The organism is Psychrobacter sp. KH172YL61, from assembly GCF_007182895.1.
In the GTDB taxonomy this organism is placed as follows: domain Bacteria; phylum Pseudomonadota; class Gammaproteobacteria; order Pseudomonadales; family Moraxellaceae; genus Psychrobacter; species Psychrobacter pacificensis.
This window is the reverse complement of the sequence record NZ_AP019516.1, coordinates 441,409-457,811: the sequence shown is the minus strand read 5'-3', so window position 1 is coordinate 457,811 and position 16,403 is coordinate 441,409. Positions and strand designations below refer to the sequence as shown.

The window sequence follows — 16,403 nt, the reverse complement described above, 5'->3', positions numbered from 1 at the left end:
AATGCTCATATAAGAAAGTAAGATGTCAAAACCCGATGTTGCGGTAGAATCGTATTTAAAAGATTGTCGCACCACTCTCTCATCACGAGCAGACCTTAGCGCTTACATTCTAAAGACACCAAAAGTCGTCTCTTCAATCGGTGCGTTATAGGCAGCGCTCAGTCCCAATGCCAATACATGACGGGTATCAGCAGGATCAATCACGCCATCGTCCCACAGGCGCGCGGTGGCATAATAGGGATGACCTTGCGCTTCATACATTTCACGAATTGGTGCTTTAAATGCCGCTTCATCTTCCTCACTCCACGCCTCACCCTTGCGATCAAAGTTATCACGTTTGACCGTTGCCAGTACTGACGCTGCTTGCTCACCGCCCATGACAGAGATACGGGCATTTGGCCACATCCACAAAAAGCGCGGACTGTAAGCACGGCCACACATACCGTAGTTACCCGCGCCAAACGAGCCACCAACGATGACGGTGAATTTCGGTACTTTGGCATTGGCAACTGCCATCACCATCTTGGCACCGTGACGAGCAATGCCTTCGTTTTCGTATTTGCGCCCAACCATAAAGCCTGTGATATTCTGCAAAAATACCAATGGAATTTTGCGCTTACAGCACAGCTCGATGAAATGCGTGCCTTTTGCGCCGACTCACTAAATAGAATGCCGTTATTAGCAATGATACCCACAGGCATCCCCTTCGATATGAGCAAATCCACAAACCAATGTCGTGCCAAAGCGCGCTTTGAATTCATCAAAGGCACTGTCATCAACGATACGGGCGATGATTTCTTTGATATCAAATGGCTTGCGCTTGTCCGTTGGAATAACGCCGTACAGCTCTTTGGCGTCATAACGTGGTGGTCGCGGTGTGATTTGATTAGGAATGTGTTTGGCAGGGCGATTCAAATGACTGACGATGTTACGGGCGATTGATAACGCATGCGTGTCGTTTTGCGCTAAGTGATCGACCACGCCTGATAGCCGCGTATGCACATCACCGCCGCCCAAATCCTCTGCACTCACCTCTTCACCCGTTGCAGCTTTTACCAGTGGCGGACCACCCAAAAATATCGTGCCTTGCTCTTTGACAATGATAGATTCATCGCTCATGGCAGGCACGTACGCACCACCAGCCGTACAGCTACCCATGACCACCGCGATTTGCGGAATACCTGCCGCACTGAGGTTTGCTTGGTTAAAAAAGATACGGCCAAAGTGCTCTTTATCAGGGAATACGTCATCTTGGTTGGGTAAATTAGCACCACCTGAATCAACCAAATAAACACACGGCAAATGATTTTCTTGCGCAATCTCTTGAGCGCGCAAATGCTTTTGACTGTCATTGGGTAGTAGGTGCCGCCTTTTACCGTGGCATCATTACAGACAATCATACACTCAATACCATTGATACGACCAATACCGGCAATCACGCCAGCCGCTGGAATCTCTTCGCCATACATGTCATGCGCTGCCATCGGTGCTACTTCCAAAAACGGCGTACCCACATCAAGCAAACGCTCAACTCGCTCGCGTGGTAGTAGCTTGCCACGTGCTAGATGCTTGGCACGGGCGCGCTCTGAGCCACCTTGGGCGACTTTACGCAAGTGTACATACAAATCATCGACGATCGCTTGCATCGCCGCACTGTTTTGCTGAAAGTCGCTTGAGTTTGGACTCAGTTTACTGGTTATGATAGCGCTCATGATGTCCCTTTTCTTTGATACATAGATACGTAAATGCGAGTAGCTTTTATATGAATGATCCAACTGCTATTTTTTAAGTATGACCCACATAGTTCATCTTTAGTGTTTTAGAGCTGATAAATAAGCTTACGACAAACCCAACTCTTCTTTCATTTGCTCAATAATTTTATACTTTTGAATCTTGCCCGTGATGGTCATTGGATACTCAGTGACAAAGCGATAGTAAGCAGGCACTTTATAATGAGCGATGTGCTCGCTGCAGAATTCACGGACTTCCTCTTCCGTCAAGCAGCCCGGCTCTTTAGGAATAATCCATGCTGCGAGCACTTCACCATAACGCTCGTCGGGTATGCCAACGATTTGCACATCGCGAATCTTGGGATGACGATAAAGGTAGTTTTCGATCTCAACCGGATAGATGTTTTCACCACCGCGAATCACCATGTCTTTACTCCGGCCGACGATTTTCACATAGCCGTCTTCATCCATCGTTGCCAAATCACCCGTGTGCATCCAACCATCTTGAATGGCTTCTCGCGTTTTAAAACGGCTACCCCAATAGCCCTTCATCACGGAATAACCACGCGTGAGTAGCTCGCCAGTCTCTCCGATAGGCACAATCTCGCCCGTCTCGGTGTCGATCACTTTTACCTCAAGTGCAGGCTGTACCAATCCTACGGTCGAGACTTGCTTCTCAAGAGGGTGTACTCATTGGTCTGGCAAGAGACTGGACTGGTCTCTGTCATACCATAGGCAATGGTGACTTCACTCATGTGCATCTTGTCGATGACGCGGCGCATGACCTCAATCGGACAACTAGAGCCTGCCATGATACCTGTACGCAAAGTGGATAAATCAAAGTTTTCAAACTCAGGATGATCAAGCTCCGCGATAAACATCGTCGGTACGCCATGTAGACCCGTACATTTCTCTTCTTCAACCGCTTTTAATACCGTCAACGGCTCAAAGCCATCGTTTGGATAGACAATACAACCACCGTGCGTGAGAATCGCGAGGTTACCAAGCACCATGCCAAAGCAATGATACAACGGTACTGGAATGCACAGTCTGTCGGCTTCCGTGAGATTCATGGCCTCACCAATGAAGTAGCCGTTATTAAGAATATTGCGATGGCTTAAGGTTGCGCCTTTTGGTGTGCCTGTCGTGCCACTGGTGAACTGCACGTTGATGGCATCAGTATTTTTGAGCTGGGCTTGACGCTCGGCCACGCGTGGATCGTTGGCGTCGCCTTCCGCCATCCATGCAGAGAACTTTTGCATAAAACCAAAGACCTCATCAGAGTCTGGCTCATCAATCCAAATGATACGTTCAATCGTTGGAATCTCAACCAAATCAAGCTGGGTATAATCTTTATGGTAAATCTCAGGACAGAGCTCACGAATCAAGCTGGCATAGTCACTGGTTTTAAAATGGCGCATAAGCACCAGTGCTGAGCAGCCGAGTTTGTTCAGGGCATATTGCAGCTCAAAGGTACGGTAGGCAGGATTGATATTGACAAGAATAACGCCGACTTTTGCGGTGGCGAGTTGCATCAGCAACCATTCAGCATTGTTGTGTGACCAAATCCCGATGCGATCACCAATCTCAAGCCCCATCTCAATCATGCTACTGGATAGCTGATTGACCTGCTGCTGTAGCTCACGATATGTCCAGCGAATATTTTGATGACAGACGACCAGCGCTTCGCGCTCAGGATATTTGGACACAATAGCATCAAAAAAGTCACCGATGGTCGCTTCAATCAGCGGTACATCAGGACCTTTATCATAGCTTTGGGTGAGCGGCGCATTTGCTGAGCGTGCGCCCATATTGATACTAGGGATATTATCCAAAATAGCGTCAAAATCAACGTGAGTCTCATCGAAATTAGAGTTTTGAGTCATAACGAGTCCTTTCGTTTTACTTTTTATAGTATTTATAGATAGTGCTGATTAATCGCTGGCGAGCAAACCTTCTTCCTTGATTCGGTTTGATATAGCATTCAACTACTATAACGCTATAAATGAAAGCATGTCAACAATATCAATACGGTATGTATCATTTAATTGGATATTCGATATTCATGCTTAGTAAAAAGTAACATAAAATCATGGCAGGTTTTTGACATAAAAAAGCCAGCCCCATCATAAGGAATGGGCTGGCTCAACCAGTAACGTGATCTTTTAAACTTGCTTTTTAAACAAGTCTATCAGGAGGCTTTGGGAGTGGCAGGCGCTTTGATTGTCACGGTCGCGCTCACTGCATCAGTGTCATCTAGCAAGTCCATGATGAGTTCATCATCGCTTTCCGTCTTCACTTGCCAATTACCAGCCGCGTTTGGCACACCCGTTACCATCACCGAAATCGCTTTGTTCTTTAGACGAATCATCGGTGGTTTATGATCATAACCGCTGTGCTCGTGCCCTAAGATATCATCAGCGATGGTCGCAGCCTGTGCGCGTAATGGCGCCACATAACGACAAGCAACCCCATTGATAGACATACAATCACCAATGGCATAGATGTGTGCAGTGTCGGTGCGCAATGTCGATTCATCAACCACAATACCCGTACGACGGTCAAACGTAACGCCCGCCGCTGCTGGCAGCTGCCCATCGACGGTCAGACCTGTACTGGCAATCACATGGTCTACGATCAACGGCTCAGGTTGCTCTACATCTGCATTATCTTCAGTTGAGGCGAGCGCTGCGTAGTCTACTCTTAGCTTTTCGCTATCGCTGCCGTCTTCATTGCCACTCACGCGGGTAACAGCAGAGACTTGAGAGCCGCCCAAAAACTGAATACCTTGTGACTCAATTGCTTTGGCAATACGTGCCGTCGCTTTGGCTGGTAGCATTTGTGATAATGGCGCATCGTTCAAATCAATCAAGGTCACTTGATGACCTGCTTTTAGCAAGTCTTCCGCGATTTCTGTCCCGACCATACCAGCGCCAACGATGGCGACATGCTGGCTACCAGTTGCCAGCTTTTCTTGTAGCTGACCGAACTGCTTGATATGATTGACATGCCAGACCAAATCCTCTGGCAAGCTTTTTGGGGAAAATAGGATGCGCACCCATCGCCAGCACCAACTTACCATAGCTGATCGTCGCATAATCCGTGTGGGCGGGATTTGGCCTATTAGCAGAGATAAGCTGTAACTGCTGGGTGGCTGTATCGATATCTGTGACTTGTGTATTGGCAAGCAAGGTCACGCCTGCGGCTTTTGCCGCGTCGCTACCTGTTGCTCGTACCAAGTCTGATGCGCGCTTGTTTTGGCTGATCGCCATGGTCAGCATCGGCTTGTGATAACGATCGCCACTATCGGAGGTGATCAAGGTAATCGGAATATCTGCATCTTTTGCACGAATCGCATCAATCACATGCCAGCCTGCCAAGCCTGCGCCAATGATGACAACGCCGTTTTTTGATGAGGTTGCCGATGCTACAGATAGATTGTCTACGCTCATAAAAACTCCAATATGGTTTATGAATTATTCTAATTATCAACAAGTATGAGCGCCATTGTATCAGTAAACAGACATGCACTCACCTATCTAACCGTATAACCAATCACATATTCATCTATAGTCGAACCACTATTAAAGCGTTACAGCGTTAGACTCGTTTAGCCTACTACTGTAGTGCTTGCACTCGTCTGCCTTGTACCACTTTTAATATTGATTGACTATAAACCAAATTGCTAGATTAACGCCCATAAAAAAGCGCCTATTAATAGACGCTCTTTATTGATGATTTCATTTATATTTTAAGCACTAGCGTAAATACAGCCAAGATGGTTAATGATTCAAAATCTTCGATAAGAACATCTGCGCACGATCGCTTTTTGCCCCTTCAAAGAATTCGTCTTTACTACAGTTCTCAACGATATGCCCTTCATCCATAAAGATAATGCGATTGGCAACCTGACTGGCAAAACCCATCTCATGGGTCACGCACATCATGGTCATGCCCTCACGCGCCAGCTCGACCATGACGTCAAGCACCTCTTGAATCATCTCAGGATCGAGCGCTGAGGTTGGCTCATCAAACAGCATCGCCACAGGATCCATGGCAAGCGCGCGTGCAATCGCCACACGCTGCTGCTGACCGCCAGAGAGCTCGGCTGGGTATTTTGCCGCTTGTACCGTCAGACCAACGCGGTCTAGATACGCCATGGCCTTTTGCTTCGCCTCACTTTCTTTACGCCCCAATACTTTGATTTGGGCAACCGTTAAATTATCAATAATGGTCAAATGCGGAAATAATTCAAAATGCTGAAACACCATTCCAACACGGCTACGTAGTTTAGGCAGATTTGTCTTTGAATCACCGACAGAGATGCCGTTGACCATGATCTCACCTTTTTGAAAAGGCTCAAGCCCATTAACGGTCTTAATCAGCGTCGATTTACCACTACCTGAAGGGCCACAAACGACGACCACATCCCCCTTTATGCACGTGGGCAGTACAATCAGTTAGTACTTGAAAGTCGCCGTACCATTTGCTGACATTGGACATTTGAATGACCATTTCATCCGTCGCATGGCCATTGTTAGTCACCAGTCCACCAAAGGAATTTATGTATGTATCAGCATTGCTCATCACTGGCTCCCTAACCACATTATTATCGATAACCGTCGTTTAAAAATTAAATCAAAATACCAAACCACAATCTTAACGCTCAAAATCCTAAGCGAGACATCTATTAAAACCGCAAGCGTTTTTGTAGCTGCTGCACGCCCATAGACGCACTTAAGCTAATCACAAAGTAGATAGCACCCGCCCCTAAGATATAAGGGGTAAGTAAGCCCATGAGCTCACCGCGGACGTAGGCGGCGCGGAAAAAATCCGTCAAACCAATAGCAAACACCAACGTCGTATCTTGGAATAAAATAATACACTGCTGCAAAATTAGCGGTAGCATTTTGCGAAAGGCTTACGGCAAGATGACCAGACGCATGGTCTGCCCGTAAGTCATGCCAAGCGCTTTGGCAGCATTGACCTGACCGCTACCGATCGATTGAATACCTGCACGCACCACTTCTGAGAAGTAAGCGGCCTCAAACATCATGAAGGCCACCACACAAGAGGCAAAAGCGGCATTGATTTGTAGATACTTACCTGCTATCCAAAAATAAATCATCGGTACAGCAAAATAAAACCACAGTAGTACCAAGAGCAGCGGCACTGAGCGGAAATAGTTGACGTATAGCCTAGAAGGTACCTCAAGCGCTTTGATACCAGACAAGCGCATCAATGCTAGTATCGTGCCTAGGCTGATACCACCAATAATTGCCAAGAACAGCACTTTTAAGGTGGTGATCATACCGCCCATCAAACCAGGATAGGCTGTTGCCAATTCGGTCATCATACTCATTTCTGACCTCCCGCAATAAGCCCAGGCACACGCAATTTACGCTCGATAAGCCCCATCAGAGCAATCAATGATAAATTGAAAACGAGGTAAATAATCGTCGCGTAGGTATAAATCTCAATACTGTTCTGCGTGTATTCACTGATAGTTTTGGTTTGACTGATCAGTTCCATCACCCCGACCAAGGAAGCCACAGAGGCGTTTTTAAAACAGTTGGTCAGCTCCGAGCTAAGCGGCGGCAAGATAATACGAAAGGCTTGTGGTAGCAGCACTTCTTTGTAGACTTGCGGAATACTAAAACCCAGTGCATATGCGGCATTGGTCTGCCCATCAGGTAGGGATTCAATCCCTGTACGAACTTGCTCAACGATACGAGCAGCAGTAAATAAGCCAAGACCGATACTTGCCGATAGCATTGCTGAGGTATTCGGCGACAAGTCCTTATACCACCACTCCTGTATTGCTGGCGTCAGCCAGCCGGGTGCGATGTAAAACCAAAAAAACAATTGTACTAGCAGTGGAATATTGCGAAAGAATGTCACATAAGCCGTACCAATCGCTCGCGCCGTCTTGCTCGGCAGCGTGCGCATGATGCCTAAGATGGTACCGACGACCATGGCGATGGCCCATGCGATACTGCCGATCAATAGCAGCCAGCCAAGACCTGTAATCATCCAATGGATATAAAGCTCGTTACCGATACCAGTTTGCTCAAAGAGCACACCCCAGTTCCAGCTATAATTCATGGTTGTCTCTCCGAGCAGCGATTCATAAGCCTATAGGTCAGAAACATAATATCTGACCTATAGACAAGCCATATTGAGGGACAAAGAGCTTATTGAGCGGTCGCCGCTTTTGGCTGAGCACCGTCATGCGGATCGGCAATCAACGCTTTTAAGTTGTCAGACATCTCAAAGTTTAGATTGACGTTTTTCGGTGGGACTGGGTTCAAGAACCATTTGTCATAAATGCTATTGATTTCGCCTGAGCTAAAGACATTATTTAACGCTTCATTGACCACAGCTTTGAATTCAGGATCGTCTTTACGCATCATACAGCCATAAATCTCAAACGATTGTGGCTCACCAACGATAACCCATTCATCAGGATTTTTTGCTTTGGCTTTTTCGCCCGCGAGCAACACATCATCCATCATAAAGGCATCAGCACGACCATTTTCTAACATCAAAAGGCTTCGCCGTGGTCTTTTGCTGAGATGATGTTCATATCCATTTTGTTGTCATCATTGTACTGACGGATATAACGCTCTGAGGTCGTACCTGCCGTGGTGACAAGGGTTTTACCTTTTAGGTCTTCAAAATTCTGAATACCAGAGTCTTTGTTGGTCAATAGACGCGTACCAATCTCAAAGAAACCATTAGAGAATGCCACCTGTTTTTGGCGCTCTTCGTTGTTGGTGGTTGAGCCACACTCAAAATCCACCGTGCCGTTTTTGTACCAATGGGATACGCGTTTGTGAGGTGATTAAGTTATAACGGACGTTGAGATCTGGCATGTTTAGCTTTTGCTTAACGGCTTCAACGACTTTCATTTCTAAATCGTGGGCATAGCCGATAGGCTGATTAGGATCATCAGCGATATAAGAAAATGGAATAGAGGAGTCACGGTGACCGACGACGATGGTGCCAGAGTCTTTGATTTTTTGTAGCGTGCCGTTGGTATCCGTGGCAGCAGCTTCTGTCGTGGTGGCATCATCTGCAGCTGGCGCTTCGGCTGTGGTCTGGCTACTGTTGTTACAACCAACTAAGCCCAACGCCATAAAGGCCGCCAAAGTCAACGGTTTAGAAAATAAGTGGGTCATGGAATACATCCTTTTATCACAAGCTTTTAACACAAGATTGAATGAGTGCTTTGAAGACACGAGTCTGATTGACCGATCTCATTGCCCCGCATCCGTACAGTTGTTGCTGTTGTTTGTCACAATGCAACTCAATGTTACTGTACAACAAATTTGTGTTAGATGGTAAGTTTTTTTTGAAGGAGGTGATATTTTGGAATATATTTATTTTTTACCTAAAAGCCGCTGGTTCCCAATTACTGCATCACTATAGAAATAGACAGATAGCTGACTCATTCATACCTAGATTTGTCCCTCATTGGTACATATAATCAAGAAAACATTGTGACCATAATATTGTGGTTGCTACGATTGATAAATTGGCCATAGTCCCCATAAAGCTAACAACTTCTTAATACTACAAATGACTTATGACACAAGATACTCAAGTCCCTAACACGGACAGCCAAACTGCTGGCACTCATAGCGACAACGACATACGCCAACGTTTTTTTATTGAAGACTCGCCCGTGCGCGGCGATGTGGTGCGCCTATCACGCAGTTACGCCAGTACGATTGCGCAAAAGCCCTACCCTGAAGCCATCAAACGCTTATTGGGCGAGATGCTGACGGCAGCGAGTTTACTTATCAGTACCGTCAAAATTAACGGTCGTCTCTCTATCCAATTGCAGTCATCAGACAGCGATAGCTTGCTGAATTGGGCGATGGCAGAATGCGATCAAGACGGTATCATCCGTGCGCTTGCCAGCTGGAAAGGCGAGACGGACGAGCAAGTGCAGGCTTGGGACAATATGATCCATGCCAAAGATGCCTTTGCTGAGCTGGGTGCTATGGGACAAGGGGTATTGTTCATTAATATTCACCCTGAAGGTGGCGAAGCGTACCAAGGTATCGTTGAGCGTAGCCATGACAATCTGGCAGATTGCTTGGCGCATTATCAAAAGCAATCAGCACAGATTCCAACGCTCATTAACCTAGCATCTGATGGCTTGCAAGCGGGTGGTATCTTGGTACAGATGTTACCGCGTACTGCAGAAGAAACGTCTGAAGTTGAGCAAAACCAAGATGCAGGTATCGACGATGATCTATGGACACGTCTAAGCGTGTTGACGCGCACGGTCAAGGCAGAAGAGCTGACGACATTGGATGCCAATGAGATTCTGTATCGCTTGTATCACGAAGAAAACGTTGTCGCCCCTGAGCCTGTTCCCCTAACGTTTGGTTGCACGTGCTCACGCGAGAAATGTGAGATGGCCATCGAACAAATCGGCGAAGCAGAAGCGTTAGATATCGTCGAAGAGCAAGGCGGTACGTTTGAGATGGACTGCGGATTCTGCGGTGAAGTCTATAAATTCAACAAAGACGACGTAGCAGCGGTATTTGCTGAGTAGTTTTGCTTTGTCACCGTAAGCCATTGTTCATAAAAAAACCCTCAAGTGTGATGCTTGGGGGTTTTTTGTTCTATACTAAGTCTTTAAAGTATGGGTAGTTGCTATGAGTAGTTTTTGGCAAGAATTGATTATCAATTTGGGTGGCAATGCTGTTTTAGGTGGGCTTATAATCTACCTCGGTAAAATTTACCTTGAAAGAATTGGACGAAAAGAGCAAGCAGCTATTGATGAGCGTTTAAAACGACTTGAACAAGATCATGAAAAACTACTCACTAAAAATGAGCATTTTCATCAAATATCACAGCAAACATATAGTCAATCCTAAATAAAACAGATACATTATATATCAAGGTGGAACTGGTCTAAATCTTCCTTGCGTGCTGTGCCTACGCTGCTCGATGCTGCGAAAAATTTATCCCAGTCCCACTGTATCGTTTTTATACTGAATTCACTATATTAAAAGTTATTTGATCGAAAAATAGCAGTTTATGATGAACTATTAAGCTTAACTATTACATTTGAAAAGCTAACTCACCCAAAATTTCCTAACTGGAATGAAATGACTACAGAAAGTAAGATAGGTCATTGGTTTTTAATGTCAGGGCTTTATACTGAGTTATCTACAACATATTTGGCTATAGATAAAAGCATTTCAAAAAATATTACGGTCATAAGCCCAGACCTTTCCAAAAAATTTCTAATTTGGCTTGTACATTACAGAACAGAATTTGATTTATATAATAAAGAAAATTTAGACAAAACTCTCAATATTATGGGAGAAGCCTTTTTATCGCAAGCTACCAACAATAATGGGCAAATCAAAAATCTTCTTGCAGAAAGTGAGAAAAATTCATATAAAGAAAAGACAGGGCTGCAAAATATTCAAGGTAACTTGCTTCTAAAGAATATAGACCAGTTAAATGAGGTTTTAGAGCAAATAAAAAGTGACTCCTTAAAGCTTAATAAGAAAATCAACCATACTTACCTTTAAAACTACTAATACATTTAATGCTAAATAACACCAGCTTACACCGCCACAGACAAACTTCTAGGGTAAGAATGTATGCGCGGACGTCCAGCATAGTCGCTTAGACCATTATCGAGCAGCCATTCAACGACTTGCTCACGCACTCGTCTGCTATAGATTAAGTTAAGATGATTGACGCCATAAAACACCGCTTTATGACCATCTGGTACAAACAACGCATGCTCGGCATCATCTTCACCTAACGCGGATGCGACCGATACCAAGCTGTCTCCTAGCAAATCCGTCATCTTAGATTCGTAATGTGTCTCAATCAATGCACTGGCGACAAAGTAAGTTTTGATACCACTTGGCAGGCGCGCAGGATGACGAAAGTCTTGTGGTAATACGCTGCGTCCCTCTAAGGCTTTCCAGTCAGCGTCACGAATACTGCCATGACGCAGATCAATGATACCCGCACTCCTCATATCACCGAGCTTTGCAAGTGAGCCTGCAAATGGCAACTTGGCGATGATGTCTTGCACATAATTACCGATACGCTCAAGCACTGCCCCATGATGCGGTGAACCTAAGGTGATGAGATTGCCCACGCGCTTTATCCAATCTAGGCGCTCTTGCTCACCATAAAACAGCGCACTGCGCGCCACCAAGCCGCCCATGCTATGACCCACCAAATCTATCTGAGTAATATTTGGGTTATTATCGACCACGTCCTGTAGTAATTGAGAGAATTTACGACCACTGCGTGAGATACGTCGACCTGTATTGTAATCTAAGTACAGAACGGTGGTATCAGGCTGGCTGATATGAATCGCCTCGCCCAGATTATTGCCTTCTTGCGACTGCCAGCTTAAGTGACTCATGCACAAGCCATGGCACAAAATGACAATCCGCCCTGATAGCCGCTCATTTTGGGGCTTGCCTTCTTTGGTGTATAACATCATCGGAATTGCGAGCGCATTTTGATTGTTGACCAGATGATCACCCATGACACCATTGATGACGTTGACCAGCTTTTTTAGTGAGTCAGGTAGTGGCTGAGCTGTTTTTTGCACGATGAAGTTTTTGTATATTCGTAGTACCGAGGCCAGATTGTTACCGACCATGAGCATGATATGACGTATCGTACCATAGGTGCGCCCAGTGAAACCGCGCTGCCATTTATTTAGGTGCTTATCATTGAACCGGCCTAAGGGACGCAAGATGACTTCACGATGAATGGACTCGACGATTTCAGTCATCTCAACCACTCCCATGGTCGCAAGCTGCGCCAACCCTTCAAAAAAAATCCGCCAAAGAGACAGGGGTTTTGGTCGCTTCCTCATTGTCTTCTGCGTCTGCCAATAATTTGACCAGCTCATCCATATCGATGGCTTCGAGTTGATCTATCTGCTCATACAAATCACCATGCCGTGGCACGCTATCAGCTGAGAAAAAATGGGCATCAAGCTCATGGCGATTACGCGTATAACTGCTATCATTCTGAGCGCTACTGTCACTAATACGGTTGTTATAAAACAAATTTTGACTGCTCATAGTATTGGCACGTTTAGCGAAAAAGGGTGTTTTTCTATACTATCCTTTAACAGTCGCAAATAGAAGCGAATAATTTAGTTTTAGCGTTCGTTTGTGACCAAAAGAGATGTATGGATGATAAACGGTATCTTTATTATTGTTAAAGCATTAACTACTACATGCATCAAAGAAAAAATCCCAAGCCGAAACTTGGGATTTTTATTTAGTGAATACGCCTTTCTGCCATTTCTACTATTTTGTCATCTAGCGCTTACCGAGCTATGCCGGACTGGCTGCCGACTCAAATGATTCCGCCAATATGACATCGCCGTCTTCTTTGGTAATCATGACTGTTGCTGAGCGCGGAGTACTACCGCCAGCGACCGCACCCCATGTATTACCTGGATGCTGAATGTTGATAAACAGTGTTTTGAAATCTGGTGTCATGGTAATACCGGTGACTTCGCAGCCTTCAGGGCCGACAAAGAAGCGTTTGATATTGTCGTTACTAGCCGGCATGCCAATGCGTGTTTGCTGTCCTGCTGACGTCGTGATGGTAGTACCATCGCTGACTTTGCCCGGTAATGCCGCAAGCAGCATACAGCTGGTAGTGTCGGTATACGCACCATCATCCGTTTGAATCCATAACACACCACGTGGATCAAAATACAAACCATCAGGGAGAAGACAGATCATTGCTAGCACTTAACTGCGATAAATTCTCTGCGGACAAGTTACTTGGTGCACCAAACAGATAGATATCCCACTCAAAACTGGTTGCGGCATGATCGCCGCCCGTCTCTGCCCAGCGAATGATATGACCGTTGTCATTACCACTTGGTTTGCCATTGACTTGATAGCTACGCGGGTTAGCAGCTGATAAAGGTTGGTCCTCACGCACACCGCGATATTTATTGTTGGTCAATGTCACATAGACATCGCCCGTCATAGGACTGACCGATACCCATTCTGGTCGATCCATCTTGGTGGCGCCAGCGGTATCGCCAGCAGCGCGAGCATAGACCAGCACTTCATCTTGGCTATTAAATGGTAACGCACTATTGAAGGCATCTAGTCCATTTTGACCTTGAACAAGTGCTTTCCACTCACCGCTGCCATCTTCATTAAATATGGCAACATATAGCGTACCATCATTCAGGTATTTGTCACCAGCTTTGAGCCCGCCACCGATATCCGCATTTGACCACATCGCTTTGGAGACGAACTTATAAATATACTCGCCTCGAGCGTCATCACCCATATAAAATACCACAGGTTTGCCTTGCTTAACGGGTGCATAGGCACAGTTTTCATGGGCAAATCGACCCATGGCGGTACGTTTTTGCGGTGTAGAGTTTTGGTCAAACGGATCAATCTCAGTGATATAGCCAAAGGTATTGAAACCATTACGATAATCATCAGCAGCACTAGCACCAACAGCGGTCATATCCCAACGTGAAAACTCGTCTGTGATGATGGCGTCTTTGGCGTCAGGCGTGTGCCATAGATATCGAGAGCCTGGAGAGTTTTCTGGTGCACCGTAACGCTCGCGACCATAGTTATCACTGGCGCTTAACTGACTGGCATCTTGTCCGCGCGCAAACACACCCAAGAAGTTCTCTTCTGTGGTCAGGTAAGTGCCCCAAGGTGACAAGCCTGCACCGCAGTTATTATTAATGCCGCGCGTCTGAAAACCTGTTGGGTCAAACTTGGTTTTGACCAAATCAGAACCTGCCACAGGGCCTGCCAACTGTGCGGTCGTACTACTGGTGATGCGTCGATTGTATTTGGAGTTTGGCACCATCTCATAGCCCATGCCATTTGCGCGGCGCTTCATCTCAACCACGGCCACACCATGGCAGTTGACTTCACGGCGCACATCGCTGGCAAGGCGGCGGCGTTGGAATAAAGGCGCAGCATCTTTATCTTCGATGACATAATAGCCAAACGGGCTTAGCTCCTCACTATTGACGTATTCGTGATTCATAACCAGTAGGCCATTCTCTGAGGCTTTGGCATCGTAGGCATTACCGTTTTTGCCAAAAAACCACATGCCATCATGGTTATCGCCCATGCGCCATTCAAATGATTCTGCCGACTGCTCACGATTGTCTTTCCAGTCGTCAAGGCCAGGCATCAGCGGTGTGCCAAGCGGCAGTATCATCTCTGCCTTGTAACCTTCTGCCACCGTCATCGTCTCAGCAGTTGAGTGCGCTACGGCCTTAAACTTTAAGGTTTCAGGACGCTTCAAATCACCCTGCGCAGGAATAGCAGCATCATTGCCATCTTCGATAATAGGACTGCTGATATTGTCATCGTCATCACTACAACCAACCAAAGGTAGCGCGCCAAAAAACGCTGCTGCCGTCAACCCTGTACCACCTTTTAGAATACTACGGCGATTCAGACGGCGGTTGATAACTGTCTGAAAATCAGTATTATTAGTAGGGTTTGAATCTTCAACGATTTCGTGAGCGAGCTCTAGTTCTTTATTCAATAATGTCATTATCAGTCACCTTGCTATTGGGCTAGATTGGCGGAGAGTGGGTCGCGGAGTCACATTACAACCACAAAAATACGAATTCCGCTTAAGTCTACTGACTCTTTATGACAGCACGCTGAACGATAGATGACAAACTGATGACAAATAACTGTACAAACAATTATTGAGAGATATAAGTATTAAAAAATTTTGAAAAAATATATAAAGTCTAAAAAATAAAAGCCCCAAGCAATGGCTCAAGGCTTTTTAATATTTATGACGACTAGTACTGGTTCATTTAGCAAGCTTACTGCACTTGTGTTACCCATTCATGAGCACCCAATGTTAGTTTGAGCTTATCGCCTGCTTGTAGTACACCCACGCCGCTTGGTGTGCCAGTCATAATCACATCACCTGCCTGTAAGCTAAAAGCATGGCTGATGTTGACCAGCAGCTCATAGACAGGGAACAGCATCAAAGCACTATCACCGTCTTGCGCCAGCTTATCATTGATGATGAGCTGATAATGTACATTCTGAAGATTGCCAAAGGCTTGTGGGTCGATCCAGTCAGCAAGCACACAGGCCCCATCAAAACACTTGGCACGCTCCCATGGATGACCTTTTTCTTTAAGGGTGCTCTGCAAATCACGCAAGGTCAAATCCAGCCCCAAGGTCATCCCGCCAATCGCCTGCTGTGCCTCTTCAATCGTTGCCATCGACAGGTCAGATGACAGCTGAATACATAGCTCAGCCTCGTAATGCGTCCCGCCAAATATCTCTGGATTGGGACGGATCACATCATGGCGAGTAGATACCACAGAAGAGGCGGGCTTCATAAACAATATGGGTGATGATGGCACCTCATTGCCAAGCTCTTCTGCATGCGCCGCATAGTTACGCCCCACGCAGACGACTTTGCCAATAGAGCTACGCAGACGCTCATTGTGGTTATCAATGCTTTGTTCTTCACTGACCCCAGCGGTGATGGCATTTGCTAATGACATATGTGGCGATTGGCTCATACTAGACTCTCCCTATAAATGATAAATATTTTTCAGCAATCCCTACTATATTGTCTACCGTCACCTTTATTGTCATCTTGGCGACCATTCATGACCAG

General features: G+C 45.9%; 9 protein-coding genes and 6 pseudogenes. 3 read left to right on the top strand and 12 right to left on the bottom strand.

What is annotated here, in order from left to right:
• Positions 1-102 precede the first annotated feature (102 nt).
• The 8 genes and pseudogenes from PKHYL_RS02320 to PKHYL_RS02285 form a co-directional block, all read right to left on the bottom strand.
• Positions 103-1,646, bottom strand: a pseudogene (locus PKHYL_RS02320) (carboxyl transferase domain-containing protein).
• Positions 1,647-1,838: 192 nt separating this feature from the next.
• A pseudogene (locus tag PKHYL_RS02315) lies at positions 1,839-3,616 on the bottom strand (AMP-binding protein).
• A gap of 305 nt (positions 3,617-3,921) precedes the next feature.
• Positions 3,922-4,788: an FAD-dependent oxidoreductase gene (locus tag PKHYL_RS02310; protein ID WP_240365885.1), complete on the bottom strand. Its 867-nt coding sequence runs from the start codon at positions 4,786-4,788 to the stop codon at positions 3,922-3,924.
• On the bottom strand, positions 4,685-5,182 hold the full coding sequence (locus PKHYL_RS02305) for an FAD-dependent oxidoreductase (protein WP_240365884.1): 498 nt from the start codon (positions 5,180-5,182) through the stop codon (positions 4,685-4,687). The genes PKHYL_RS02310 and PKHYL_RS02305 overlap by 104 nt, the downstream gene beginning before the upstream one ends.
• Positions 5,183-5,512: 330 nt before the next feature.
• Positions 5,513-6,245 (bottom strand): annotated as a pseudogene (locus PKHYL_RS02300) (amino acid ABC transporter ATP-binding protein).
• Between the two features lie 175 nt (positions 6,246-6,420).
• Positions 6,421-7,092, bottom strand: a pseudogene (locus tag PKHYL_RS02295) (ABC transporter permease subunit).
• The gene (locus PKHYL_RS02290; protein WP_071002328.1) at positions 7,089-7,835 is read right to left on the bottom strand and encodes an amino acid ABC transporter permease; all 747 of its coding nucleotides are present in this window, start codon (positions 7,833-7,835) and stop codon (positions 7,089-7,091) included. Before PKHYL_RS02290 ends, PKHYL_RS02295 begins: the two are co-directional and overlap by 4 nt.
• Positions 7,836-7,924: 89 nt before the next feature.
• Positions 7,925-8,911 (bottom strand): annotated as a pseudogene (locus PKHYL_RS02285) (glutamate/aspartate ABC transporter substrate-binding protein).
• Positions 8,912-9,318: 407 nt separating this feature from the next.
• Here PKHYL_RS02285 and hslO point away from each other — a divergent pair.
• From hslO to PKHYL_RS02270, 3 genes are all read left to right on the top strand, one after another.
• Complete coding sequence (hslO, locus tag PKHYL_RS02280; protein ID WP_071002330.1) at positions 9,319-10,299, top strand: Hsp33 family molecular chaperone HslO; 981 nt, start codon at positions 9,319-9,321, stop codon at positions 10,297-10,299.
• Between the two features lie 103 nt (positions 10,300-10,402).
• Positions 10,403-10,624, top strand: coding sequence for a hypothetical protein (locus tag PKHYL_RS02275; protein WP_071002331.1), 222 nt, complete (start codon positions 10,403-10,405; stop codon positions 10,622-10,624).
• Between the two features lie 234 nt (positions 10,625-10,858).
• Positions 10,859-11,290 (top strand): hypothetical protein, encoded by a 432-nt coding sequence (locus PKHYL_RS02270; protein WP_071002332.1) that lies wholly within the window; start codon positions 10,859-10,861, stop codon positions 11,288-11,290.
• 35 nt (positions 11,291-11,325) lie between these two features.
• Here the strand turns inward: PKHYL_RS02270 and PKHYL_RS02265 are convergent, their stop codons facing one another.
• From PKHYL_RS02265 to PKHYL_RS02250, 4 genes and pseudogenes are all read right to left on the bottom strand, one after another.
• Entirely contained in the window at positions 11,326-12,525 is a 1,200-nt protein-coding gene (locus PKHYL_RS02265; RefSeq protein ID WP_240365883.1) for a GPI inositol-deacylase, read from the bottom strand.
• A gap of 37 nt (positions 12,526-12,562) precedes the next feature.
• Positions 12,563-12,820, bottom strand: coding sequence for a hypothetical protein (locus tag PKHYL_RS02260; RefSeq protein ID WP_240365882.1), 258 nt, complete (start codon positions 12,818-12,820; stop codon positions 12,563-12,565).
• Between the two features lie 258 nt (positions 12,821-13,078).
• Positions 13,079-15,305: pseudogene (locus PKHYL_RS02255) on the bottom strand (PhoX family protein).
• Positions 15,306-15,588: 283 nt separating this feature from the next.
• Positions 15,589-16,218: a fumarylacetoacetate hydrolase family protein gene (locus tag PKHYL_RS02250; protein WP_425301319.1), complete on the bottom strand. Its 630-nt coding sequence runs from the start codon at positions 16,216-16,218 to the stop codon at positions 15,589-15,591.
• Between the last annotated feature and the right edge of the window lie 185 nt (positions 16,219-16,403).

What these genes read in the sequence shown, in the direction of transcription:
- PKHYL_RS02305 (WP_240365884.1), bottom strand. Translation starts at nt 5,182, where the DNA reads ATGAGCGTAGACAATCTATCTGTAGCATCGGCAACCTCATCAAAAAAC.
- PKHYL_RS02290 (WP_071002328.1), bottom strand. Translation starts at nt 7,835, where the DNA reads ATGAATTATAGCTGGAACTGGGGTGTGCTCTTTGAGCAAACTGGTATC.
- hslO (WP_071002330.1), top strand. Translation starts at nt 9,319, where the DNA reads ATGACACAAGATACTCAAGTCCCTAACACGGACAGCCAAACTGCTGGC.
- PKHYL_RS02275 (WP_071002331.1), top strand. Translation starts at nt 10,403, where the DNA reads ATGAGTAGTTTTTGGCAAGAATTGATTATCAATTTGGGTGGCAATGCT.
- PKHYL_RS02270 (WP_071002332.1), top strand. Translation starts at nt 10,859, where the DNA reads ATGACTACAGAAAGTAAGATAGGTCATTGGTTTTTAATGTCAGGGCTT.
- PKHYL_RS02265 (WP_240365883.1), bottom strand. Translation starts at nt 12,525, where the DNA reads ATGACTGAAATCGTCGAGTCCATTCATCGTGAAGTCATCTTGCGTCCC.
- PKHYL_RS02260 (WP_240365882.1), bottom strand. Translation starts at nt 12,820, where the DNA reads ATGAGCAGTCAAAATTTGTTTTATAACAACCGTATTAGTGACAGTAGC.